The sequence below is a fragment of the Streptomyces sp. NBC_01669 genome (assembly GCF_026339735.1).
GTDB classification, from domain to species: Bacteria; Actinomycetota; Actinomycetes; order Streptomycetales; family Streptomycetaceae; genus Streptomyces; species Streptomyces yanii.
In genome coordinates this window covers 6,114,092-6,136,397 of the sequence record NZ_JAPEQG010000001.1, presented here as the reverse complement: position 1 = coordinate 6,136,397, position 22,306 = coordinate 6,114,092, and the positions used below count along the sequence as shown (strand labels likewise).

The 22,306-nt window shown below is 71.0% G+C and carries 18 protein-coding genes; 5 read left to right on the top strand and 13 right to left on the bottom strand.

The annotated features are described in order from the left end of the window. Nucleotides 1–89 precede the first annotated feature (89 nt). The 6 genes from OG972_RS27465 to hrcA form a co-directional block, all read right to left on the bottom strand. Complete coding sequence (locus OG972_RS27465; RefSeq protein ID WP_266985815.1) at nt 90–3,341, bottom strand: S41 family peptidase; 3,252 nt, start codon at nt 3,339–3,341, stop codon at nt 90–92. A gap of 79 nt (nt 3,342–3,420) precedes the next feature. Further along, nucleotides 3,421–3,975 carry a hypothetical protein gene (locus OG972_RS27460; protein ID WP_266985813.1) on the bottom strand — a complete coding sequence of 185 codons (555 nt, stop codon included), beginning with the start codon at nt 3,973–3,975 and terminating at the stop codon, nt 3,421–3,423. 76 nt (nt 3,976–4,051) lie between these two features. After that, nucleotides 4,052–4,798, bottom strand: coding sequence for a 16S rRNA (uracil(1498)-N(3))-methyltransferase (locus OG972_RS27455; RefSeq protein WP_266985811.1), 747 nt, complete (start codon nt 4,796–4,798; stop codon nt 4,052–4,054). Then, on the bottom strand, nt 4,795–5,868 hold the full coding sequence (locus OG972_RS27450) for a nitronate monooxygenase (RefSeq protein WP_266985809.1): 1,074 nt from the start codon (nt 5,866–5,868) through the stop codon (nt 4,795–4,797). Before OG972_RS27450 ends, OG972_RS27455 begins: the two co-directional genes overlap by 4 nt. A 143-nt stretch (nt 5,869–6,011) precedes the next feature. Then, nucleotides 6,012–7,148 carry a molecular chaperone DnaJ gene (dnaJ, locus tag OG972_RS27445; protein WP_266985807.1) on the bottom strand — a complete coding sequence of 379 codons (1,137 nt, stop codon included), beginning with the start codon at nt 7,146–7,148 and terminating at the stop codon, nt 6,012–6,014. Next, on the bottom strand, nt 7,149–8,165 hold the full coding sequence (hrcA, locus tag OG972_RS27440) for a heat-inducible transcriptional repressor HrcA (protein ID WP_266985805.1): 1,017 nt from the start codon (nt 8,163–8,165) through the stop codon (nt 7,149–7,151). Nucleotides 8,166–8,347: 182 nt separating this feature from the next. Between hrcA and OG972_RS27435 the strand changes: the two genes are divergently transcribed. Together OG972_RS27435 and OG972_RS27430 are read left to right on the top strand one after the other, a co-directional pair. Beyond that, entirely contained in the window at nt 8,348–9,070 is a 723-nt protein-coding gene (locus tag OG972_RS27435; protein WP_266985803.1) for an MBL fold metallo-hydrolase, read from the top strand. Between the two features lie 25 nt (nt 9,071–9,095). Continuing rightward, on the top strand, nt 9,096–9,914 hold the full coding sequence (locus OG972_RS27430) for a DUF3097 domain-containing protein (RefSeq protein ID WP_266985801.1): 819 nt from the start codon (nt 9,096–9,098) through the stop codon (nt 9,912–9,914). A 129-nt stretch (nt 9,915–10,043) separates the two neighbouring features. Here the strand turns inward: OG972_RS27430 and hemW are convergent, their stop codons facing one another. The 4 genes from hemW to lepA all read right to left on the bottom strand — a co-directional run bounded on the left by hemW (nt 10,044) and on the right by lepA (nt 17,575). Then, a complete protein-coding gene (gene hemW / locus OG972_RS27425; protein ID WP_266985799.1) occupies nt 10,044–11,276 on the bottom strand; it encodes a radical SAM family heme chaperone HemW in 1,233 nt (410 codons plus the stop codon). Between the two features lie 42 nt (nt 11,277–11,318). Beyond that, nucleotides 11,319–13,292 (bottom strand): ATP-binding SpoIIE family protein phosphatase, encoded by a 1,974-nt coding sequence (locus OG972_RS27420; RefSeq protein WP_266985797.1) that lies wholly within the window; start codon nt 13,290–13,292, stop codon nt 11,319–11,321. A 203-nt stretch (nt 13,293–13,495) separates the two neighbouring features. After that, nucleotides 13,496–15,385, bottom strand: a complete 1,890-nt coding sequence (locus tag OG972_RS27415; RefSeq protein ID WP_266985795.1) for a long-chain fatty acid--CoA ligase — start codon at nt 15,383–15,385, stop codon at nt 13,496–13,498. A gap of 315 nt (nt 15,386–15,700) precedes the next feature. Next, complete coding sequence (lepA, locus tag OG972_RS27410) at nt 15,701–17,575, bottom strand: translation elongation factor 4 (protein WP_266985793.1); 1,875 nt, start codon at nt 17,573–17,575, stop codon at nt 15,701–15,703. Nucleotides 17,576–17,790: 215 nt separating this feature from the next. On the opposite strand from lepA, the gene rpsT reads away from it, so the two are divergent. Then, on the top strand, nt 17,791–18,057 hold the full coding sequence (gene rpsT, locus OG972_RS27405; RefSeq protein ID WP_266985791.1) for a 30S ribosomal protein S20: 267 nt from the start codon (nt 17,791–17,793) through the stop codon (nt 18,055–18,057). Nucleotides 18,058–18,336: 279 nt separating this feature from the next. On the opposite strand, the gene holA is transcribed toward rpsT, so the two are convergent. Then, on the bottom strand, nt 18,337–19,326 hold the full coding sequence (gene holA, locus OG972_RS27400) for a DNA polymerase III subunit delta (RefSeq protein WP_266985789.1): 990 nt from the start codon (nt 19,324–19,326) through the stop codon (nt 18,337–18,339). 83 nt (nt 19,327–19,409) lie between these two features. Between holA and OG972_RS27395 the strand changes: the two genes are divergently transcribed. Continuing rightward, complete coding sequence (locus OG972_RS27395) at nt 19,410–19,655, top strand: hypothetical protein (protein ID WP_266985787.1); 246 nt, start codon at nt 19,410–19,412, stop codon at nt 19,653–19,655. A 70-nt stretch (nt 19,656–19,725) separates the two neighbouring features. On the opposite strand, the gene OG972_RS27390 is transcribed toward OG972_RS27395, so the two are convergent. Both OG972_RS27390 and OG972_RS27385 read right to left on the bottom strand, forming a co-directional pair. Beyond that, on the bottom strand, nt 19,726–20,610 hold the full coding sequence (locus OG972_RS27390; RefSeq protein ID WP_266985785.1) for a YceI family protein: 885 nt from the start codon (nt 20,608–20,610) through the stop codon (nt 19,726–19,728). 185 nt (nt 20,611–20,795) lie between these two features. Further along, the gene (locus OG972_RS27385; RefSeq protein WP_266985783.1) at nt 20,796–21,665 is read right to left on the bottom strand and encodes an arylamine N-acetyltransferase; all 870 of its coding nucleotides are present in this window, start codon (nt 21,663–21,665) and stop codon (nt 20,796–20,798) included. 101 nt (nt 21,666–21,766) lie between these two features. Between OG972_RS27385 and OG972_RS27380 the strand changes: the two genes are divergently transcribed. After that, nucleotides 21,767–22,222, top strand: a complete 456-nt coding sequence (locus tag OG972_RS27380) for a pyridoxamine 5'-phosphate oxidase family protein (protein WP_266985781.1) — start codon at nt 21,767–21,769, stop codon at nt 22,220–22,222. The last annotated feature ends 84 nt before the right edge of the window (nt 22,223–22,306 follow it).

The window sequence follows — 22,306 nt, the reverse complement described above, 5'->3', positions numbered from 1 at the left end:
GGGCGGAGCCCAGGTCCCGGGAACGGGCGGACAGCGGAACGAGGACCTTTCCCCGGATCGGGCCGGATCCAGGGAAAGGCCCCGGCCCCCTACCCCGGCAGACCCGGTGCCGTCTTCGCCGGGCTCTCCGCGAGCCCCTCCAGCGCGATCCGGATCGCAGCGTCCAGCTGCGGATCCCGCCCCGCCGCATGGTCCTGCGGCGCCATCACGACCTCCACATCCGGGTCCACCCCGTGGTTCTCCACACCCCAGCCGTACCCCTCCAGCCAGAACGCGTACTTGGGCTGTGTGACCAGCGTGCCGTCGACCAGCCGGTACCGGCTGTCGATGCCCACCACGCCGCCCCACGTCCGCGTACCGACCACCGGCCCGATCCCGAGCGCCTTGATCGCCGCGTTCACGATGTCGCCGTCCGAGCCGGAGAATTCGTTCGCCACGGCGACCACCGGACCGCGCGGCGCGTCCCCGGGGTAGCTGTACGGCTGCATGCCGCGCGGCAGGTCCCAGCCGACGATGCGGCGGGCCAGCTTCTCCACGACCAGCTGCGACGTGTGACCGCCACGGTTCTCCCGTACGTCCACCACCAGCCCCTCACGGGCCACTTCGACCCGCAGGTCCCGGTGGAGCTGCGCCCACCCGGAGCCGACCATGTCGGGGACGTGCAGGTAGCCGAGGCGCCCGCCGGAATGCTCGTGCACGTACGCCCGTCGGTCGGCCACCCACGCGTGGTACCGCAGCGGCTCCTCGTCCGCGGTCGGCACGACGACGACATGACGCAGGTTGCCGCCGTCCGCCGGCGAGACGGTCAGCTCGACCGGCTTGCCCGCCGAGCCGGTGAGCAGCGGCCCGGGCCCGGTCAGGGGGTCGATCGCCTGCCCGTCGACGGCGAGGATCGCGTCCCCGGCGCGGACCGCGACGCCGGGCGCGGCGAGCGGCGAGCGGGCTGCCGGGTCGGACGTCTCGGACGGCAGGATCCGGTCGATGCGCCAATGGCCTTCGTCCGTCCGGGAGATGTCGGCCCCGAGCAGCCCCTGCCGGCTCGCGTCGTCGTGCCGGTCGCCCGGCGGCGTCACATACGCGTGCGAGGTGCCGAGCTCCCCCTGCACCTCCCAGAGCAGGTCGACGAGGTCGTCATGGGTGGCGACGCGCGCCAGCACCGGCCGGTAGCGGTCGAGGACGCCGTCCCAGTCGACGCCGCCCATGTCGGGCCGCCAGAAGTTGTCGCGCATGATGCGGCCGGCCTCGTCGTACATCTGGCGCCATTCGGCGGCCGGTTCGACGGTCCGGCGGATCCGGGAGAGGTCGACGGCGACGTTGTTGTCGCTGCCGCCGTCGTGGTCGTCGTCGGAGCCCGCCGGGACACGGCTGTCGGCGGGTACGACGCGCAGCTTGCCCCGGGTGTGCAGGACCAGCCGCTTGCCGTCGCCGCTGACGGCGAACCGGCTGACGTCGGAGGCGAGTTCGTCGCTGTGCAGCTTCTCCAGGTCGTACCGCTCCAGGACGGTCTCCGGTCCCCGGGAGTCCGGCGTCGCCCCTGCGGTACCGAGCACGCCCGTCACCGGGTGCCGCAGCCACAGCAGTCCGTCCTTCGTCGCGCGCAGCGAGGAGTAGCGGGCGGCCTCGACGGGCAGCGGCACGATCCGGTCGGCGAGCCCGTCGAGGTCGATCCGGGTGACGGGCAGCGCGGTGGGGTTGTCCTGCTCTGCGTCGCCGGAGCTCTTCTCCTTCTCGGCCGGCCGGCCGTGGCGCTGCGGCCCGAACGGGGAGGGCGTGGTGGCGGCGAGCGTCAGCAGGTGCGGCCGGCAGGCGCCGACGAAGGCCAGGTCGAAGACGTGCGCGTCGTAGACCGGGTCGAAGGCCCGCTCGGAGAGGAAGGCGAGGTGCTTGCCGTCGACAGTGAACGCGGGGGCGTAGTCCCGGAAGCGGAGCGGCGTGGCCTCGGCGACCGACAGATCGGCGAGGTGCGCGAGCTTGAGCTGGCTCAGCGGCTCGGGCCCGGGGTGGGACCAGGCAAGCCATGCCGAGTCGGGCGAGAAGACGAGCCCGGAGGCGTCACCGTGCTCGCTGCGGTCGACCTCGTGGACCTCGCCGCTCTCCCGCTCGACGATCAGGATCCGGCCGTCGTGCGAGGCGACGGCGAACCGGCTGCCGTCTGCGGCCGCCGCCAGGTCGAGCACCCTGCCGAGCCGGCCGGCGGCCAGTCGGCGCGGTGCGGTGCCCGGAGCGGTTCCGGTGGCGGGTGCGCACTCCAGGGCGTCGTCGCCCTCCGCGTCGGTGACCCAGACGACGTGCTGATCGCCGTCGGCCTGGAAGGTGTGGGGCAGCCTGGCCCGTACCCCGGGTTCGACGGCCAGTGCGCGAGCCGGGCCCTCGCGGTGGGTGACCCAGTGGACGGCGCCGCGCGTCCCGACGGCGCTGCCGCGGCCGGTACGGTCCGGGGACGCCGAGTCGAGGTGGCTCCCGGCGTGCACGGAGTGCGGCTGGAGGTCGGCGCGCTGTCCGCCGAGGCGGATGTCGAGACGGTGGGGTCCGGCGCCTTCGAGGTCGTCGAGCAGCCACAGTTCACCGGCCGAGGCGTAGCTGACGCGGGTGCCGTCGGTCGTCGCGTGGCGGGCGTAGAAGCCGTCGGCCTCGGTGTGCCGGCGCAGGTCGGAGCCGTCGGGGAGCGAGGAGTAGAGCGCGCCGACGCCTTCGTGGTCGGAGAGGAAGGCGAGACGGTCGCCGACCCACATCGGGCATTCGATGTTGCCGTCGAGGTCCTCGTGGATCCGTACGAAGTCCGCGACGCCGTCCGGCTCCTGGCCTTCCCCGGGTGCCTGCGCGAGCCACAGCTTGCCCGCCGTGCCGCCCCGGTAGCGCTTCCAGGTGGCGGCCTCACGCCCCATGGTGGCGGAGAGCAGCAGGACCCGTCCGCCGGGTCCGTACGCAAGGGAGCCGACCGGTCCGTACGGCAGGGTTCGCGCGGGCCCGCCGTCGACCGGGACGGCCCGGGCCCAGCTGCGGCGGAGCGACACCTGCCCCTGGGTGCTGGTGACCAGGACGTCGCCCTCGGGGGTCCAGCCTCGTACGGTGGTCCGGGCGTCGCCCCAGTAGGTCAGCCGCTTCGAAGGGCCTCCGTCGACGGGGGCGAGGTGCACCTCGGGGGCCCCGTCCCGGGTGGATGTCCAGGCGACGTGGGTGCCGTCGGGCGATATGTGTGGCTGGCGGACGGGCCGGTTGTCGGCGCTGACCCGCCAGGCCCGGCCGCCGTCGAGCGGCGCCAGCCAGACATCGTCCTCAGCGGTGAAGGCGATCAATTCGCCCTGGACATGGGGGTACCGGAGATAGGCAGGCTGTGTCACATCGATCACCCTAGGCCGCGGTCGTGCTCCGGGGAACGGAGTTGGCCGGAGTCCGCCCCCGTCCGCGTGTCGGATGCACTCACTTGCCCTGGGCGTACTCGGTCACCGTCACGGTCACGGTGACGGTCGGCCTGGCGCCGCCGCCACCGCCGGCACCGCCCGTCGGCGGTGTCACGCCGCCGGTCGAGGGGGCGGCGTCACAGTTGCCGAGCACATCGGCCCGCAGGACGGTCCTGTCGCCGACCTTCCCGGTCAAGTCCCCCTGCACACAAACCCCGTTGACCTCCTTCGTGACCTTGCCGGCGAGCGTGACGTCCTTGCCGCCCGCGGTCCGGCCGCGGCAGTCGACGTGCGCCACCTGCCGCACGGACGCGGAGGGCGAGGCCGAGGACGGCGTCGTACCGCCGCCCTCGACCTCGGCCGTGCAGTTCAGCCACTGCACATCGACACCTTTGCGCTCCAGCGCCCCGGTGCCGGCCCGGTCGGTGGTCAGGGCGACGGACGCGGAGTTCAGCCCGTCGATCGGCTCACAGGCGACGGCCCCCGCAACCGCCGCACCGACGAGGCACAGTACGGCCGAAATGCGATGGGTCCGGCCGCGACCCCATGGACTCGATGCCCTCAATGTCCCCATACGTGGCAGCGTCCCACCATTCCCCCACGGTGCGATAGACCGCTTGCAGCCACACCGGGCATGCTGTATACGGTCGTTACGCCCAGCGACCGGTGCGCCCCAGCAGCAGCGCCGTCGCCGCGGTGCCCGCCGTCGAGGTGCGCAGGACGCTCCGGCCGAGTCGGCAGGTCCGGGCGCCCGCCTCGGCGAAGGTCGCCAGTTCCTCGGGCGACACACCGCCCTCGGGGCCCACGACCAGGACGATCTCGCCCCCTGCGGGCAGTCCGACGGTGGCCAGCGGCTCGCTGTCGTACCCCCGGTCCTCGTGCAGGACGGCGGCGAAGTCGGCTGTGGCCAGAAGTGCGGCAACCTGTTTGGTCGTCAGTGCGTCCGTCACCTCCGGGAATCGCACCCGGCGCGACTGCTTGCCCGCCTCGCGGGCCGTGTTCCGCCACTTCGCGAGGGCCTTGAGACCGCGGTCGCCCTTCCACTGGGTGATGCAGCGCGAAGCCTGCCACGGCACGATCGCGTCGACGCCCGTCTCCGTCATCGTCTCGACCGCGACCTCGCCGCGGTCGCCCTTGGGGAGCGCCTGGACCACGGTGATGCGGGGCGTGGGACGGGGCTCCTCGTGGACCGTGCAGAGGTCCGTCACCACCAGCCGGTCCTTGCCCTCGGCGGCCCGCACGGTCCCTTCCGTCCACCGGCCGTGCCCGTCCGTCAGGACGACGTCCTCACCGGCCTGCAGCCGCTTGACCGAAACGGCGTGCCGCCCCTCGGGACCGTCCAGGACGAACTCGGGCCCGGCGGGGACCTGTTCGACGACGAAGACCGGTGCGGTCACTGCGTGCTCCTTGTGCTCAGTGCCGCGTGTGCGGCGTCCAGTTCTTCGGCGAGCAGCTCGACCAGCCGGCCGGCCGGCAACTCGCGCGCCATGCGGTGACCCTGGCCCGCCCACAGGGCCATGCCCTGCGCGTCCCCGGCCTTGGCCGCGGCCTTGCGCAGCCCGCTGGTGACATGGTGCACCTGCGGGTAGGCGGCGGGGGCGTACGGGCCGTGCTCGCGCACGAAGCGGTTGACGAGGCCGCGGGCGGGGCGCCCGGAGAACGCCCGGGTCAGGGCCGTCCGTACGAACAGCGGGTTGGTCAACGCCTGCTTGTGCAGCAGATGGGCGCCGGACTCGGGGCAGACCAGGAATGCCGTGCCGAGCTGCGCCGCCTCCGCGCCCGCCGCGATGACCGCCGCGATCTGGGAGCCGCGCATGATGCCGCCGGACGCGATGAGCGGCAGCTGGACGGTCTCCCGGACCTGGGCCACCAAGGAGAGCAGCCCCGTGCCGGTGTCGTCGGTCTGCGGATCGTCGCGGTGGGTGGACTGATGGCCGCCCGCCTCGACGCCCTGGACACAGATCGCGTCGGCGCCCGCCCACTGGGCGGCTTGGGCCTCCTCGGGCGAGGTGACCGTCACGACGGTGTACGTACCGACTCCGGCGAGCGCGTCGAGGGCGTCGCGGGTGGGACAGCCGAACGTGAAGGAGACCACCGGAACGGGGTCCTCCAGGAGGATCGCGAGCTTGGCCTCGTAGCCGTCGTCACCGCTGGAGTCCGGGTCACCGAGCGGGGTCTCGTACCAGACGGCCTCACCGGCGAGCTGGTGCAGGTACACCTCGACGGCGCTCGGGTCGGCGAGGTTCGGCTGCGGCATGAAGAGGTTGACGCCGAACGGCTGACCGGTCATTCTGCGCAGCTGTTTGATCTCGTTGTACATGCCGTCCGCCGTCTTGTACCCGGCGGCCAGGAAGCCGAGCCCACCGGCTTCGGCAACGGCCGACACGAGCTGCGGACAGGACACGCCGCCCGCCATCGGGGCCTGCACGACCGGATACCGGTAGAGATCGGTCAACGCGGATGACATGACCGCATCGTGTCACGTCCGGTGCACCCTGCCGAATCAGCCACGGCACGGCCGGAGCGGTATACGCGGAACGCCGTAGCGCCCGCCGGTCCAGGGACGGGTGGGCGCTACGGCGCAAGGGAAAAGCGGGGTGCGGACGGTCCTCAGCGGCCGTTGAACGCATCCTTCAGTCGGGAGAAGAGTCCCTGCTGCCCTGGCTGGAACTGACCGGTGGGCCGCTCCTCGCCACGCAGCTTCGCCAGCTCCCGCAGCAGTCGCTCCTGCTCCGGGTCCAGCTTCGACGGGGTCGTCACCTCGACGTGCACGATCAGGTCGCCGCGTCCGCCGCCCCGCAGATGCGTGATGCCGCGGCCGTGCAGCGGGACCGACTGGCCGGACTGGGTGCCCGGCCGGATGTCGACCTCCTCCAGGCCGTCGAGCGTCTCCAGCGGCACCTTCGTGCCGAGCGCGCCCGCCGTCATGGGGATGGTGACCGTGCAGTGCAGATCGTCGCCGCGTCGCTGGAACACCAGGTGCGGCAGCTCATGGATCTCGACGTACAGGTCGCCGGCCGGGCCGCCGCCGGGACCGACCTCGCCCTCGCCCGCGAGCTGGATGCGGGTGCCGTTGTCGACACCGGCGGGGATCTTCACGGTGAGCGTGCGCCGCGAACGGATGCGGCCGTCACCGGCGCACTCCGGGCACGGGGTCGGCACGACCGTACCGAAGCCCTGGCACTGCGGGCAGGGCCGCGAGGTCATGACCTGGCCGAGGAACGACCGGGTGACCTGGGAGACCTCGCCGCGGCCGCGACACATGTCACAGGTCTGGGCGGAGGTGCCGGGTGCGGCACCCTCGCCGCTGCAGGTCGCACAGACGACGGCCGTGTCGACCTGGATGTCCTTGGTGGTACCGAACGCCGCCTCGGCGAGATCGATCTCCAGCCGGATCATCGCGTCCTGGCCGCGCCGGGTGCGCGACCGCGGTCCGCGCTGCGACGCCGTGCCGAAGAACGCATCCATGATGTCGGAGAAGTTGCCGAAGCCACCCTGTCCGAATCCGCCCGCGCCACCGCCGCCGGAGGCGGACAGCGGGTCGCCGCCGAGGTCGTAGACCTGCTTCTTCTGCGGGTCCGACAACACCTCGTAGGCGGCGTTGATCTCCTTGAACCGCTCCTGGGTCTTCGGATCGGGGTTGACGTCCGGATGCAGCTCGCGTGCGAGCCGCCGGAAGGCCTTCTTGATCTCGTCCTGAGATGCGTCGCGGCGCACGCCGAGAACGGCGTAGTAGTCCGTGGCCACTTACGACTCCGCCAGGATCTGTCCGACGTAACGTGCCACTGCGCGTACCGCTCCCATCGTTCCGGGGTAGTCCATGCGGGTCGGTCCGACCACGCCGAGTTTGGCGACTGCCTCGTCGCCCGAACCGTAGCCGACCGCGACGACGGACGTGGAGTTGAGCCCCTCGTGGGCGTTCTCGTGCCCGATACGTACGGTCATGCCCGAGTCCTTGGCCTCGCCGAGCAGCTTCAGCAGCACGACCTGCTCCTCCAGTGCCTCCAGCACCGGCCGGATCATCAGAGGGAAGTCGTGCCCGAAGCGGGTGAGGTTGGAGGTGCCGCCGATCATCAGCCGCTCCTCCGTCTCCTCGACGAGGGTTTCGAGCAGGGTGGAGAGCACGGTGGACACGGTTCCCCGGTCCTCGCTCTCGAAGGATTCCGGCAGGTCCTGCACCAGCTGCGGGACGTCCGAGAACCGGCGTCCCACGACCCGGCTGTTGAGCCGGGCCCGCAGATCGGCGAGAGAGGTCTCACCGAACGGCGCGGGACAGTCGATCATGCGCTGTTCGACCCGGCCGGTGTCCGTGATCAGCACGAGCATCAGCCGGGCGGGCGCCAGCGACAGCAGTTCCACATGCCGCACCGTGGACCGGGTCAGCGAGGGGTACTGCACGACGGCGACCTGCCGGGTCAGCTGCGCGAGCAGCCGTACGGTGCGGCCCACGACGTCGTCGAGGTCGACCGCACCGTCGAGGAAGTTCTGGATGGCCCTGCGCTCCGGCGACGACAGGGGCTTGACCCCTGCGAGCTTGTCGACGAAGAGCCGGTAGCCCTTGTCCGTCGGGATGCGACCCGCGCTGGTGTGGGGCTGGGCGATGAAACCCTCGTCCTCCAGCACAGCCATGTCGTTGCGGACGGTGGCCGGGGAGACCCCCAGCTTGTGCCGCTCGGTGAGCGCCTTGGAGCCGACGGGCTCCTCGGTGCCGACATAGTCCTGGACGATGGCGCGCAGCACTTCGAGTCTGCGTTCGCTGAGCATGGCGCACACCTCCAGCTGTGTTTCCTCGGTGGTTCTGGTCGATCTCCGGTGATTCCTGGCACTCGATGCGTACGAGTGCCAGCGATCCCCCGCCAGTGTACGGCGGTCGCGTGGGGCCCTAGCAAGGGCGACCGGCCACGCTACCCCGAGACTGTGCAGGTCGTTGCCGATAGCGTCTCCGCATGGACGCGTCTTGGGAAGACTTCGGCTGGGAGCGACTGGGCAACGGTGTGGGCCGTCGGAGGCTCCCCGGGTGGGATGCCACGGTCGCACTGGTGGTCGGAGCGGAGGCGGCCCTGCTCTTCGACACGGGATCGACGCTGCGCGAAGGGGTGGAGATACGGACCCAGGTGCAGGCCATGACCGGCCGGAGGGTGACGCATATCGCACTCAGTCACCCTCATTTCGACCATGTGCTCGGCACCGCGGCATTCGCCGGGGCGGAGGTGTACGGCGCGATCGGCACGGCCGCTCTCCTGACCGGCAGTGCGGACGAGCTGTACGCCGACGCGGTACGCCACGGGGTGTCCGAGGAGGACGCGGCGCAGGCGGCGGAGGTCCTGGTGGCGCCGCACCACCAGGTGTGCGACGAATGGACGCTCGACCTGGGCGGCGGCCGCCAGGTGCTGCTGGCGAACGTGGGCCCTGCCCACACCGGCCACGATCTCGTCGCCCTCGTGCCCGGCGCCCCGGGCGTGGTCCTCTGCGGCGACCTGGTCGAGGAGTCGGGCGAACCGCAGGCGGGCCCGGACGCGATCCCGTCGCGCTGGCCGGCCGCGCTGGACCGGCTGCTGGCGCTGGGCGGCGAGGACGCAATATACGTACCCGGGCACGGGGCCGTCGTGGACGCGGCGTTCGTACGGGCACAACGCGACCGGCTGTCCGCCGCCTTCGGCGTGTCGTGACCGGTTCCCGTCCTATCGTCGTCCGATGCGCAGCTACCACCCGGACCTGACCCCGCCCTGGAAGAAGTCCGCTCCCGTCCCCGAGGTCCCCGCCGAGCCCGATCTGGTCGTGGAGGAGGTCTCCACCGGCTTCTGCGGTGCGGTGATCCGCTGCGAGAAGACGGCGCAGGGCCCGACGGTGACCCTGGAGGACCGTTTCGGCAAGCACCGGGTGTTCCCGATGGAACCACGCGGCTTCCTCCTGGAGGGCCGCGTCATCACCCTCGTACGCCCCCCGGCGACCGGCCCGGCCCGCCCCGCCCGCACGGCCTCCGGTTCCGTGGCGGTCCCCGGGGCGCGGGCCCGGGTGGCGCGGGCGGGCCGGATCTACGTGGAGGGCCGGCACGACGCGGAGTTGGTCGAACGGGTCTGGGGCGACGACCTGCGCATCGAGGGTGTGGTGGTGGAGTACCTGGAAGGCATCGACGACCTCCCGTCCATCGTCCGCTCGTTCGCGCCCGGCCCGGATGCGCGACTGGGCGTCCTGGTCGACCACCTGGTCCCCGGCTCCAAGGAGTCGAGGATCGCGGCCGAGGTCACCGACGCGAACGTGCTGGTGGTGGGCCACCCGTACATCGACATCTGGGAGGCGGTGAAGCCGGCGTCGGTGGGCATCGGCTCCTGGCCGGTGGTGCCCCGCGGCCTGGACTGGAAGACGGGCGTGTGCCGGTCACTGGGCTGGCCGGAGAACACGGGCGCCGCGTGGCAGCGCATCCTGTCGACGGTCCGCTCGTACAAGGATCTGGAGCCGGCGCTGCTGGGCTCGGTGGAACACCTGATCGACTTCGTGACGGCGCCGGCCTAGTGCCGCATCAGGCAACGTTCGCCCGGTCGTGATGTGACGCGCCGTCCGGGGGGGTGGAGCCCCCGGTCCCGGGAAAGGGGCGGGCAGGGGATCAGGCCCGCCGCAAGCGCACCCGTACCCCCGCGCCCCTCAGTCCACCAGGTCCCTGACCACCGCATCCGCGAGCAACCGCCCCCGCAGAGTCAGCACCGCCCGCCCCTCCGCATAGGGCGCCGCCTCCAGAAGCCCGTCTTCCACCGCGCGCCCCGCCGCTGCCAGTCCGGCGGGCGCCAGCAGCGACAGCGGACACCCGTCGACCAGCCGCAGCTCCAGCAGAATCCGCTCGACCCGCCGGTCCTCCGCCGACAGGATCTCCCGCCCCGCACCGGGCGACCGCCCCTCCGCGAGCGCCTGCGCGTACGCGCCGGGATGCTTCACGTTCCACCAGCGCACCCCGCCCACATGGCTGTGCGCCCCGGGCCCGGCCCCCCACCAGTCGGCGCCCCGCCAGTACAGCTCGTTGTGCAGGCACCGTCCCTCCACGGTCCGGGCCCAGTTCGACACCTCGTACCAGGAGAAGCCGGCCGCGGCCATGGCCTCGTCGGCGATCAGATACCGGTCGGCGTGGACGTCGTCGTCCGTCATCGGAACCTCGCCGCGCCGGATCCGCCGCGCCAGCTGCGTGCCCTCCTCGACGATCAGCGCGTACGCGGACACATGGTCCGGCCCCGCTCCGATCGCCGCGTCCAGCGAGGCCCGCCAGTCGTCGTCGGACTCCCCGGGCGTGCCGTAGATCAGGTCGAGATTGACGTGCTCGAAGCCCGCCTCCCGGGCCTCGGCGACACACGCCTCGGGCCGCCCCGGCGTATGCGTACGGTCGAGGATCTTCAGCACGTGCTGCCGGGCACTCTGCATCCCGAACGAGATCCGGTTGAAGCCGCCTTCCCGCAGCTCCGCCAGATACGCCGGGTCGACCGACTCCGGATTGGCCTCGGTGGTGATCTCGGCGTCATCGGCCAGCCCGAACTCGTCGCGGATCGCCGCCAGCATCCGTACGAGATCCCCGGCGGCCAGCAGCGTGGGCGTACCACCGCCGACGAACACCGTACGGACCGGTCGCGGGTCGTCGCCGAGCACCTTGCGGGCCTGGCGGACCTCGCCGATCAGATGGGCGGCGTAGTTGTCACGGGAGGCCAGCGCACCGCCCGACCCCCGCAGCTCGGTCGCCGTGTACGTGTTGAAGTCGCAGTACCCGCAGCGCGTGGCGCAGTACGGCACATGCAGGTAGAAACCGAGCGGCCGGTCGGCGGCACCTTCCAGGGCATGGCGGGGCAGCGCCCCGTCGTCGGGCACGGGCTCACCATCGGGCAGTACGGAAGGCATACCGTCCATTGTCACTCGTCGCCGGTCGTACCCCGCCCGCGCTCACCGGGCCTGCAGGACCACCAGCGCCAGATCGTCGTCCGGCGGGCGCTCGGCGAACTCGTGAACGGCGCGTTTGATCCGGTCCGCGATCCCCTCCGCGGTCAGCCCGGCGCACCCGGCCAGCGCCCGGGCGAGGCCGTCCCCGTCGTCGAACATCGCCAGCCCGGAGCGCCGCTCCGTGACCCCGTCCGTGACGCAGAGCAGGCTGTCCCCCGGCGCCAGGTCGAAGCTCTGGCTCTCGTACGCGACGTCCTCGACGACCCCGAGCAGCACCTGCGGCTCGGCGGCGGCCCGCACGGTGCCGTCGGGCCGCAGCAGCAGCGGCAGGGGATGGCCCGCGCTGGCGAGCGTGCAGCGCACTCCGCCACCGGGCAGCGGCACCATCTCCCCGTACAGCAGCGAGAGGAACCGGGGCTGCCCGCCGTCCGGCAGCTGCGGACCGTCCTCCCGCAGATGCTGGCCGCCCTCCGCCAGATGCTGCCCGCCCGCAGCCGCGATCATGAGCGCGGCGGCCTCGGCGGTCTCCATCGCATCGTCGAGAAGCAGCCGGTTGAGCCGGTCCAGCACCTCGCCGACGCGGAACCCCTCCCGGGCCAGCAGCCGCAGCCAGGGCCGGGCGAGACCGGTGACGACGGCGGCCTCGGGGCCGCTGCCCTGCACATCGCCGAGGATGAAGCACCAGCGGTCACTGGGGCACGGGAAAATGTCGTAGAAGTCACCACCGACGACACCGTCGTCACTGGGCTCGTACACCAGTGAGCTGGTGACGCCGGGGATGTCGGCGACCTTGCTGGGCAGCAGTCCGCGCTGCAGGATGCGGCTGATCGTGGCCTGCCGGGTGTACGCGCGAGCGGCGCCGACGGCGAGGCCGACGCGGCGCACGAAGTCCTCGATCAGCGCGGTCACCCCGTCAGGGACGCGGGCGATGCCCTCCCGCCCCAGGAGTACGGCTCCGAGCGTGCGGCCGCCGGCGGTTATGCGATAGGCGAACGCGGCCCCCGCACGGCCGCTGGATCGCTCGTCGGCACCCGGGCCGGTCCCTTCCTCGTCGGCCCCGGGCCACGGCATGGAGACGGGCCCGGTGCCCACCCGCTCCGGCAACCGGATCGGGTCCTGTTCCAACACGGGGCGCAGCTGCCCGGTCTCGGCCTCGTCACGGTGCCAGACGCTCGCGAGCCGGGGGACGGCAGCGGGCCCGCCGTTCTCCGGCTCCAGCCAGATCGCGCACCAGTCGGCGAGTCTGGGCACCAGTAACTGCCCGGCGAGCGCCGCCACGATGTCCTCGTCGAGCTGGCCGGCGAGCAGGTCGGAGGCCTCGGCGAGGAACGAGAGCGCACCGCGGCCCGCCCAGTCCGCGTCGTCGCGCAGAGCGCGCCGGGCGGTGGGGGCGAGCAGTTCGGCGGTGCGCAGCCCGCTCCGGAGTTCCGGCTCGGCGGCCAGCTCGGGCAGCGCGGTCCAGTCGTCGACGGGCAGACGGGCCCAGACGGTCTTGAGGCCGGTGCGGTACGTGATGCCCCAGCGTTCGGCAAGTGCGGCGACGACCTGCAGCCCGCGCCCGCCCTCGGCCGGGTCGTCCCGGTCCGCCGCGGGCACCGGGTCAGGGCGGTCGCTGCGTACGGAACGGGTGGGGTGGTGGTCGGCGACCTCCAGCACCAGGGCTGCGGCCTCGTCCCCGGCCGCTTCCTCCAGCCGGAAGAGGAGCTCGACGGTGGTCCCGGCGTGCACGACGGCGTTGGTGACGAGCTCATCGGCGACGATCACCGAGTCGTCGGCCAGCCGGTCGCTGAAGCCCACGGCCGCGGGCAGTCCGAGCCCGGTCCACTCGGCGAGGGCGGCCCGGACGAACCGGCGCGCGGCGGCCGGCGCGAGGAGATTCCCCGGCAGGCTCGTCCGGGCGACCGGCCGCGCGTCCGCCCGCCCGACGTGGGTATCGGGACGCTGAACGGTGTCCCGCTGCAAGGGAATGGGCCCCATGGCGCCGCTCCTGACCTGTTCTCGCACGGCCTGTTTCGCGCCGTGTGCCGCTGACGACACGGACAGAGTGACAGACCGATCCTCCCCAGAAGCACCGAGTTACCGAAGTGGGAGGAGAAGACGCAGGAACCACGATCAGGAACGGGGATCAGGAACAGCGGTGCGGACGGGGCAGTCCGCCCCGCCCGCACCATGGGCCGTGCCTACGCCTCGCGGGCGCCCACGTACATCTCGTCGATGAGGCTCTTGTACGCGCGCTCGACAACCGGCCGCTTGAGCTTGAGGCTCGGCGTCAGCTCGCCGTGCTCGACATCGAGGTCGCGCGGCAGCAGCCGGAACTGCTTGATGGTCTGCCAGCGCTGCAGCCCCCCGTTGAGCCGTTTCACATAGCCGTCGATGAGCTCCACGGCCTGCGGGGACGCGACCACGTCGGCGTACGGCTTGCCCGCCAGGCCGTTCTCGGAGGCCCAGCCGAGGATGGTCGGCTCGTCGAGGGCGATCAGGGCGGTGCAGTAGTTACGGTCCGCGCCGTGCACCAGGATGTTGGAGACGAACGGGCACACCGCCTTGAACTGTCCCTCGACCTCCGCCGGGGCGACGTACTTGCCGCCCGACGTCTTGATCAGGTCCTTCTTGCGGTCGGTGATCCGCAGGTAGCCGTCCACCGAGAGCTCGCCGATGTCACCGCTGTGCAGCCAGCCGTCGGCCTCCAGCACCTCGGCGGTCTTCTCCGGCTGGCGGTGGTAGCCCTGCATGATGCCGGGGCCGCGCAGCATGATCTCGCCGTCGTCCGCGATCCGTACCTCGGTGCCGGGGAGCGGCTTGCCGACCGTGCCCGTGCGGTAGGCCTCGCCCGGGTTGACGAAGGAGGCGGCGCTCGACTCGGTGAGCCCGTAGCCCTCCAGGATGTGAATGCCGGCGCCGGCGAAGAAGTAGCCGATCTCGGGGGCGAGCGCCGCGGAGCCGGAGACACAGGCGCGGAGCCGGCCACCGAAGGCCTCGCGGATCTTGGCGAAGACCAGGGCGTCGGCGACCTTGTGCTTGGCGCCGAGGCCGAACGGGACGGAGGCCGTGCCGGTGCGCCGGAAGTTGTCCTGGGACACCTTCGCGTACTCGCGGGCGACCCCGGCCGCCCACTGGAAGATCTTGTACTTGGCGCCGCCACCGGCCCGCGCCTTGGACGCGACCCCGTTGTAGACCTTCTCGAAGATACGGGGCACGGCGGCCATGTACGTCGGCTGGACCACCGGCAGATTCTCGATGATCTTGTCGATCCGGCCGTCGACGGCGGTGACATGGCCGACCTCGATCTGGCCCGAGGTGAGGACCTTGCCGAAGACGTGCGCGAGCGGCAGCCAGAGGTACTGGACGTCGTCCTCGGTGATCAGGCCGGTCGCCACAGTGGCCTTGGCCATGTACGACCAGTTGTCGTGCGGCAGCCGTACGCCCTTGGGGCGGCCGGTGGTGCCCGAGGTGTAGATCAGGGTGGCCAGCTGGTCGGCGGTGATCGCGTCGACCCGCTCCTTGACCGCGCCCGGGTTCTTCGCCAGGAGCTCGGCGCCGCGGGCCTCCAGATCGGCCAGCGAGAGCACCCAGCCCTCGGGGTCGGCCGCGTCGGGCTCGACGCCGTCCGGGTCGATGACGATGACATGGGTGAGGTTCGGCAGGTCGGCGCGGCGCTCGCGGGCCTTGGCCAGCTGGCCGGCGTCCTCGGCGATCAGCACACGGCTCTCGGAGTCGGCAAGGATGAACGACGATTCCTCGGCGTTCGTCGACGGGTAGATCGTGGTCGTCGCGGCGCCCGCGCACATCACACCGAGGTCGGCGAGGACCCACTCGACCCGGGTGGCGGAGGAGAGCGCGACCCGTTCCTCCGGCTCCACCCCCAGACCGATGAGTCCTGCGGCGATCGCGTACACACGCTCCGCGGCCTGTGCCCAGCTCAGCGACTTCCATTCGTCGGCGCCCTGTCCGGTGGCCGAGGGGACCGGGTAGCGGTAGGCCTCGCCGTCCGGAGTGGCCGCAACGCGGTCGATGAAGAGGGTCGCCACGGAGGGCGGTCGGTTATCGATCAGGGTCTGTGTGTCGCTCACGACATCCTCCGGGCCTGCGGCAGTGCTTCACGACCGGTTGTTTGGTTGCTGCGTGCTGCTGCTTGATCCTGCTTAGGTGCGTCCGTCTGCGTGCTGATCCTGCGTGTGTGATTCCGCTTGTTTAACTCGCGAGTAACTACGAGTCGTGATCAGGGTAGAGCGCGCACGTCCGCCGCGTAAGAGGCAATCGGACGCCGCTTCATAACAAACGGACCCCCACGCCGCAGGGTGCTGCGACGCAGGGGTCCGTTGGGGCTACCACCGAGTAGGGGCAGCGGGGCTCAAGCCGGGACAGAAGCGGAAATCCGGCGGGAACTACTTCTTGCCCTTGCTCTCCCCGCCCGACTCATCGGTGGACAGCACGGCGATGAAGGCCTCCTGAGGCACCTCCACATTGCCGACCATCTTCATCCGCTTCTTGCCTTCCTTCTGCTTCTCCAGCAGCTTCCGCTTACGGGAGATGTCACCGCCGTAGCACTTGGCGAGGACGTCCTTGCGGATGGCGCGGACGGTCTCACGGGCGATGACCCGGGAGCCGATGGCCGCCTGGATCGGCACCTCGAAGTTCTGCCGCGGAATCAGCTCGCGCAGCTTGGCGACGAGCCGCACGCCGTACGCGTACGCCTTGTCCTTGTGCGTGACCGCGGAGAATGCGTCGACCTTGTCGCCGTGCAGCAGGATGTCGACCTTGACGAGCTGGGCGGACTGCTCGCCGGTGGGCTCGTAGTCGAGCGAGGCGTAACCCCGCGTCTTGGACTTCAGCTGGTCGAAGAAGTCGAAGACGATCTCGGCGAGCGGCAGGGTGTAGCGGATCTCGACCCGGTCCTCGGAGAGGTAGTCCATGCCGAGCAGGGTGCCGCGCCGGTTCTGGCAGAGCTCCATGATCGCGCCGATGAACTCGCTGGGGGCGAGGACAGTGGCACGTACGACCGGCTCGTGCACCTTGTCGATCTTGCCCTCGGGGAACTCGCTCGGGTTGGTGACGATGTGCTCGCTGCCGTCCTCCATGTCGACGCGGTAGACCACGTTGGGGGCGGTGGCGATGAGCTCCAGACCGAACTCGCGCTCCAGCCGCTCGCGGATCACGTCGAGGTGCAGCAGCCCGAGGAAGCCGACCCGGAAGCCGAAGCCGAGGGCCGCGGAGGTCTCCGGCTCGTACACCAGGGCGGCGTCGTTGAGCTGAAGCTTGTCGAGGGCCTCGCGCAGGTCGGGGTAGTCCGAGCCGTCGAGCGGGTACAGCCCCGAGAACACCATCGGCTTGGGGTCCTTGTAGCCGCCCAGCGCCTCGGTCGCGCCCTTGTTCAGGGAGGTGATCGTGTCACCGACCTTGGACTGCCGGACGTCCTTCACACCGGTGATGATGTAGCCGACTTCGCCCACACCGAGACCGTCGGCCGGGGTCATCTCCGGGGAGGAGACACCGATCTCCAGCAGCTCGTGGGTGGCGCCGGTGGACATCATCTTGATGCGCTCGCGCTTGTTGAGCTGGCCGTCGACGACACGGACGTACGTGACGACGCCGCGGTACGAGTCGTAGACCGAGTCGAAGATCATCGCGCGGGCGGGTGCGTCGGCGTTGCCGACGGGCGCCGGGACGTCCCTGACCACCCGGTCCAGCAGGGCGTCCACACCGATGCCGGTCTTCGCGGAGACCTTGAGGACGTCCTCGGGCTGGCAGCCGATGAGGTTGGCCAGCTCCTCGGAGAACTTCTCCGGCTGCGCGGCCGGCAAGTCGATCTTGTTGAGCACCGGGACGATGGTGAGGTCGTTCTCCATCGCCAGGTAGAGGTTGGCCAGCGTCTGGGCCTCGATGCCCTGCGCGGCGTCGACCAGCAGGACCGTGCCCTCGCAGGCGGCGAGCGAGCGGGAGACCTCGTACGTGAAGTCCACGTGGCCCGGCGTGTCGATCATGTTGAGGACATGGGTGCTGCCCTGGCCCTCGCCCGTGGTGGGCGCCCAGGGCAGACGCACCGCCTGGGACTTGATGGTGATGCCGCGCTCGCGCTCGATGTCCATCCGGTCGAGGTACTGAGCGCGCATCTGCCGCTGGTCGACCACGCCCGTCAGCTGAAGCATCCGGTCGGCAAGGGTCGACTTGCCGTGGTCGATGTGCGCGATGATGCAGAAGTTGCGGATCAGCGCCGGGTCGGTACGGCTCGGCTCGGGCACGTGGATAGGAGTCGCGGGCACGCAGGGTCCTGATTCTTGAGACGCCGAACGCCGTGTCTCGGGTCGATGTCGGGTCGGTCGGATCTATACGTAGCTTCCATCGTCCCACGCCCTCGGGGTAGAGACCGGTTTGGGCCGGTCGGAGCGCGGCTGGTACCGTTGACAGCTGTGCTTCGTGGCCCTTTTGGGCGGCGGGGCGCACATCGAAGATCCAACGAACCTGAAAAGGCTCTTTCGTGGCGAACATCAAGTCCCAGATCAAGCGGAACAAGACGAACGAGAAGGCGCGCCTGCGTAACAAGGCCGTCAAGTCCTCGCTCAAGACCGCGATCCGCAAGGCCCGTGAGGCTGCCGCTGCGGGCGACGTCGAGAAGGCCACCACGGCCGTTCGCGACGCTTCGCGCGCGCTCGACAAGGCTGTCTCGAAGGGCGTCATCCACAAGAACGCCGCCGCCAACAAGAAGTCGGCGCTGGCCTCCAAGGTTGCCGCCCCCCAGGGCTGAGCTTTCTGATGTAACTGCCGGAACGGACCAGCGGGCCCTCTCTCCCGTCCCTGCCCGGCCCCCGCGCCGCACACCGAACCTGCGTTCGCCACGCGGGTGCGGCGCACCAAGCGTGAAACCGAGGCCCCGGCCATCGCCCTCCCCAGAGCGACAACCGGGGCCTTCGGCATGCCCGGACATGCCGGTCCCGTCAAGCCCGCCCGGCGATCGGGAGCAACACGTCGACCGCCCAGCACCCACCCCGCCTCACGACGGGGCAAAGCTTGCCGGGAGGGGGCACTAGCGCCGCCCGGCCCGCGCCGCCCTCGCAACAGCGACCACGGCCTTCTCCAGGGCGTACTCGGGATCGTCCCCGCCGCCCTTGACGCCCGCATCCGCATCCGCGACCGCCCGCAGAGCCGCCGCCACCCCGTCCGGCGTCCACCCCCGCATCTGCTGCCGCACCCGGTCGATCTTCCACGGTGGCATGCCCAGTTCACGGGCAAGATCCGCAGGCCGGCCCCCGCGCGCCGAGGACAGCTTGCCGATCGCCCGTACGCCCTGCGCCAGCGCACTGGTGATCAGCACCGGCGCCACCCCGGTCGACAGCGACCAGCGCAGTGCCTCCAGCGCCTCTGCGGCCCGCCCCTCCACCGCCCGGTCGGCGACCGCGAAGCTGGACGCCTCCGCACGACCGGTGTAGTAGCGCCCGACGACCGCCTCGTCGATCGTGCCCTCGACATCCGCAACCAGCTGCGACACCGCGCTCGCCAGCTCCCGCAGATCGCTGCCGATGGAGTCGACGAGCGCCTGGCACGCCTCGGGGCTCGCGGAACGCCCCAGCGCCCGGAACTCCGACCGGACGAACGAGAGCCGCTCGGCAGGCTTCGTGGTCTTCGGGCAGGCGACCTCCCGCGCACCCGCCTTGCGCGCCGCGTCCAAAAGCCCCTTGCCCTTGGCGCCGCCCGCGTGCAGCAGGACGAGCGTGATCTCCTCGGCCGGTGCGTCGAGGTACGCCTTGACGTCCTTGATCGTGTCGGCGGAGAGATCCTGCGCATTGCGCACGATCACCACCTTGCGCTCGGCGAAGAGCGACGGGCTCGTGAGCTCGGCAAGGGTGCCCGGCTGGAGCTGGTCGGAGGTGAGGTCGCGGACGTCCGTGTCGGCGTCGGACGCGCGGGCCGCCGCCACCACCTGCTGCACCGCACGGTCGAGGAGGAGGTCCTCCTGGCCCACGGCGAGCGTGAGGGGGGCGAGCGGATCGTCGGTGGAATTCCTTCTGGTGGCCATCGCCGTCCAGCATCCCACGCCCCTCCGACAGCCTGGTCTCGACGCCTCTCCCCGCGCCCGTCGCCGTACTGGAGAATGGGCAGGTGAGCGACGTGAGACATGTACTGGTGCTGCCCGACCGCGATACCGCGGAGGAGGTGGCCGGGGAGCTCGCCGACCGTTTCGGAGTCGCCGAGGAACCTCAGCTCGTACGCGACGCGCTGGCCGGCGAGGACGACGCGGAGGACGCCCAGTGGCTGGTGGTCGTGGAGGACGCGGACGGCCGGCTCGACCCATCGGCACTCGACGAACTGGCGGCGGAGTACGAGGGCTGGCTGGAGGCGCCCTAGTTGTTCTGTCCGGCCCTGTTCCGCCGGACGCCACCCAGCCGCTGCGGCCCCGGCCGCAGCACCCCGGGGCTCAGCCCTTGGGGACGATCTGGATGTCCATGTCGATGGCGATGCTGGAGCCGACGGCGGCGATACCGCGGGCCAGCATGGTCTGCCAGGTGAGGGTGAAGTCCTCACGGTGCAGCTCGGTGGTGGCCCGGCAGGCCGCTCTGGTCTCCCCCTCGAGACCGTTGCCGAGGCCGAGGTACTGGGTGTCCAGCATCACGGTACGGCTGACGCCGTGAAGGGTGAGCGCGCCGCTCACGCCCCAGCGGCTGCCACCCCGGTGAACGAAACGGTCGCTGTAGAACTCCATCGTCGGATAGCGCCCGACGTCGAGGAAGTCGCTGGACCGCAGATGGTCGTCGCGCATCTGCACGTTGGTGTCGATCGACGAGGCGTCGATGATCACGTGCATGGCGGAGTCCTCCATGCGGTCGGCGATCCGTATCGCACCTGCGAATGTGTTGAATCGGCCATGGATACGGGCCAGCCCGATGTGGCGGGCCGTGAAGCCGATCTGGGAGTGGTTCGGCTCGATCTCCCACTCACCGGGGTCGGGCAGCTGCGGGGGTGCGGCCACCTGGAGCATGACGTCCCCGAGCCCCGCGTGGCCGCTCTCGGAGACCGTGGCCGAACCGTGGAACGGGGTGAAGCCCTCGGCCGTGACAGCCAGCCGGTAGTCACCTGCCGGCACGGTGGCGAGGACGGTCCCGAAGGGGTCCGTCTCACCGCCGACGACCTTGCGGCCCGCACTGTCCGTGACGACGAACTCAGCCTGCTGAACAGCCTCGTTGACCGGATCGAGGACGCGGCAGCTCAGGACTCCCGCAGTGCGCGGCACCGTGAGTCCCGCCAGCGGGTTGCCCTGCGCCGCACTCGTTGCGTTCTTGCTTCCCAGCCAACGGCCGAACATCTTCACGTACCCCCGGGGGAGATTCACCTTGGGGCCGAACGGCTGGACGTCGTTGTCGGAGCAGCGGCCCGCCGACGAGCATGCATTCGATCACTCTTGGGGTGTTCGAGGCAAACGGAGGAACTGGGAGTGGCTTGGGTGGAGGTGTTACCGAAGGTCCGAATTGAATGTTCCGCTTGTGCGCTTCAGCCGTTGCGTCCGGAAATCTCGGCCTGATGGACCGTGGGCAGCCGGTGGAGCCGCAGCCCGAAGTGTTCGCGGTAGGCGTCGAGCACCTCGGCGTCCGTGGCGAGCGGCACCTCGCGGCGTTCGCCACGCACGGTCGTGACGAGCGTGCGGCCGCTCAGGGTGACCCGACCCTCGTCGGTGAGCCGGGAGCAGACCACCGACCGGGTGAAGTGGGAGTCGGGCGAGGTGCGGTGGTACCAGGCGCCTGCCCGGAAGTCCGCAAGAGCGCGGGGCCGCAGATCCAGCCGGAACTGCGGAGCTTCGTCGCGCAGTACATCGAGATCCCCAGCACCGGCTCCGGCGGCGCCCGCGGCGCTTGCCCCGGTGTTGTCGCTGTCCTCGGCATCGGGCGTCTCCCGGATCCGGAACGTACCGCTCGGATCCTCCTGGTCCGTGCGGTCGTCGAGTGCGAGCGGCTGGCGGGCGTGGTCGCCGAAGCCGACATCGACCAGCCAGGGGCCGGTGCTGTCGTCGGTCGCGACGCGCAGCGCGAGATGGTCGTACGGGATGCCGAACCGTCCGCCGTCCCCGTAGCCGCGGGCCTGGAGGAGGGTGACGCGGAAGCCGAGTGCCCGGAGCAGTACGGCGAAGGTCGCGTTGAGTTCGTAGCAGAACCCGCCGCGCCGGGCACCCACCACCTTGTCCAGGAGCGCCCTTTCGTCCAGCACGATGTCTTCGCCGAGATGGATCGACAGGTTCTCGAAGGGCACAGCGGTGAGGTGTCGCAGTTGCAGCTCGCGCAGAGCGGCGGCGTCGGGACGTGCGGGACGGCGGGCGCCGATGCGGTCAAGGTACGCGTCGACGGTCTGCGGCGATTGCGGGTCCATGGCCGAAGTCTGTCCGGGAGACCTGCGGCACGCCATGAGCCGGTGGTCCTAGGACCGCCGACCGAGGTGCGGCATCGCGCGCTCTCGCCAGCGTGCGGGACATGACGAATCCGGAGCCGGCGCGCAGCCGGGAACAGCGCAAGCAGGATGTGTTCGACCGCTTCGAGAAGGACGAGGACGCCTGGGTGGCGTCCGCTTCGGCGGACGGCGTGCCGACGCTGGTACCGCTGTCGTTCGTGTGGGACGACGGGACTCTGCTGATGGCCACGCGGCGCACCAACCCGACGGCGCGCAATGTGACGCCGGCCGGGCAGGCCAGGATCAGTCTGGGGCACACCCGCGACGTGGTGCTCGTCGATGCGACCGCCGAGGTCGTGGAGGGCGCGGAACTCTCCGTGGAATCGGGCGACGCCTTCGCGACGAAACTCAACTGGGACCCGCGCGGCCGCACCTCCTGGGTGTATCTCCGCTTCACCCCCTACGCGGTCAGGGCATGGCGGGAGGAGAACGAACTGTCCGAGCGCGAGCTGATGGCCGAAGGCACCTGGCTGATCTGACGACGCGACACCTCGCCAGGCGATCGGGCAGAGGTCGCCGAGATGAAACGCGGTCGGCCACAGCGGGGTCGGACGGGGCGCGGT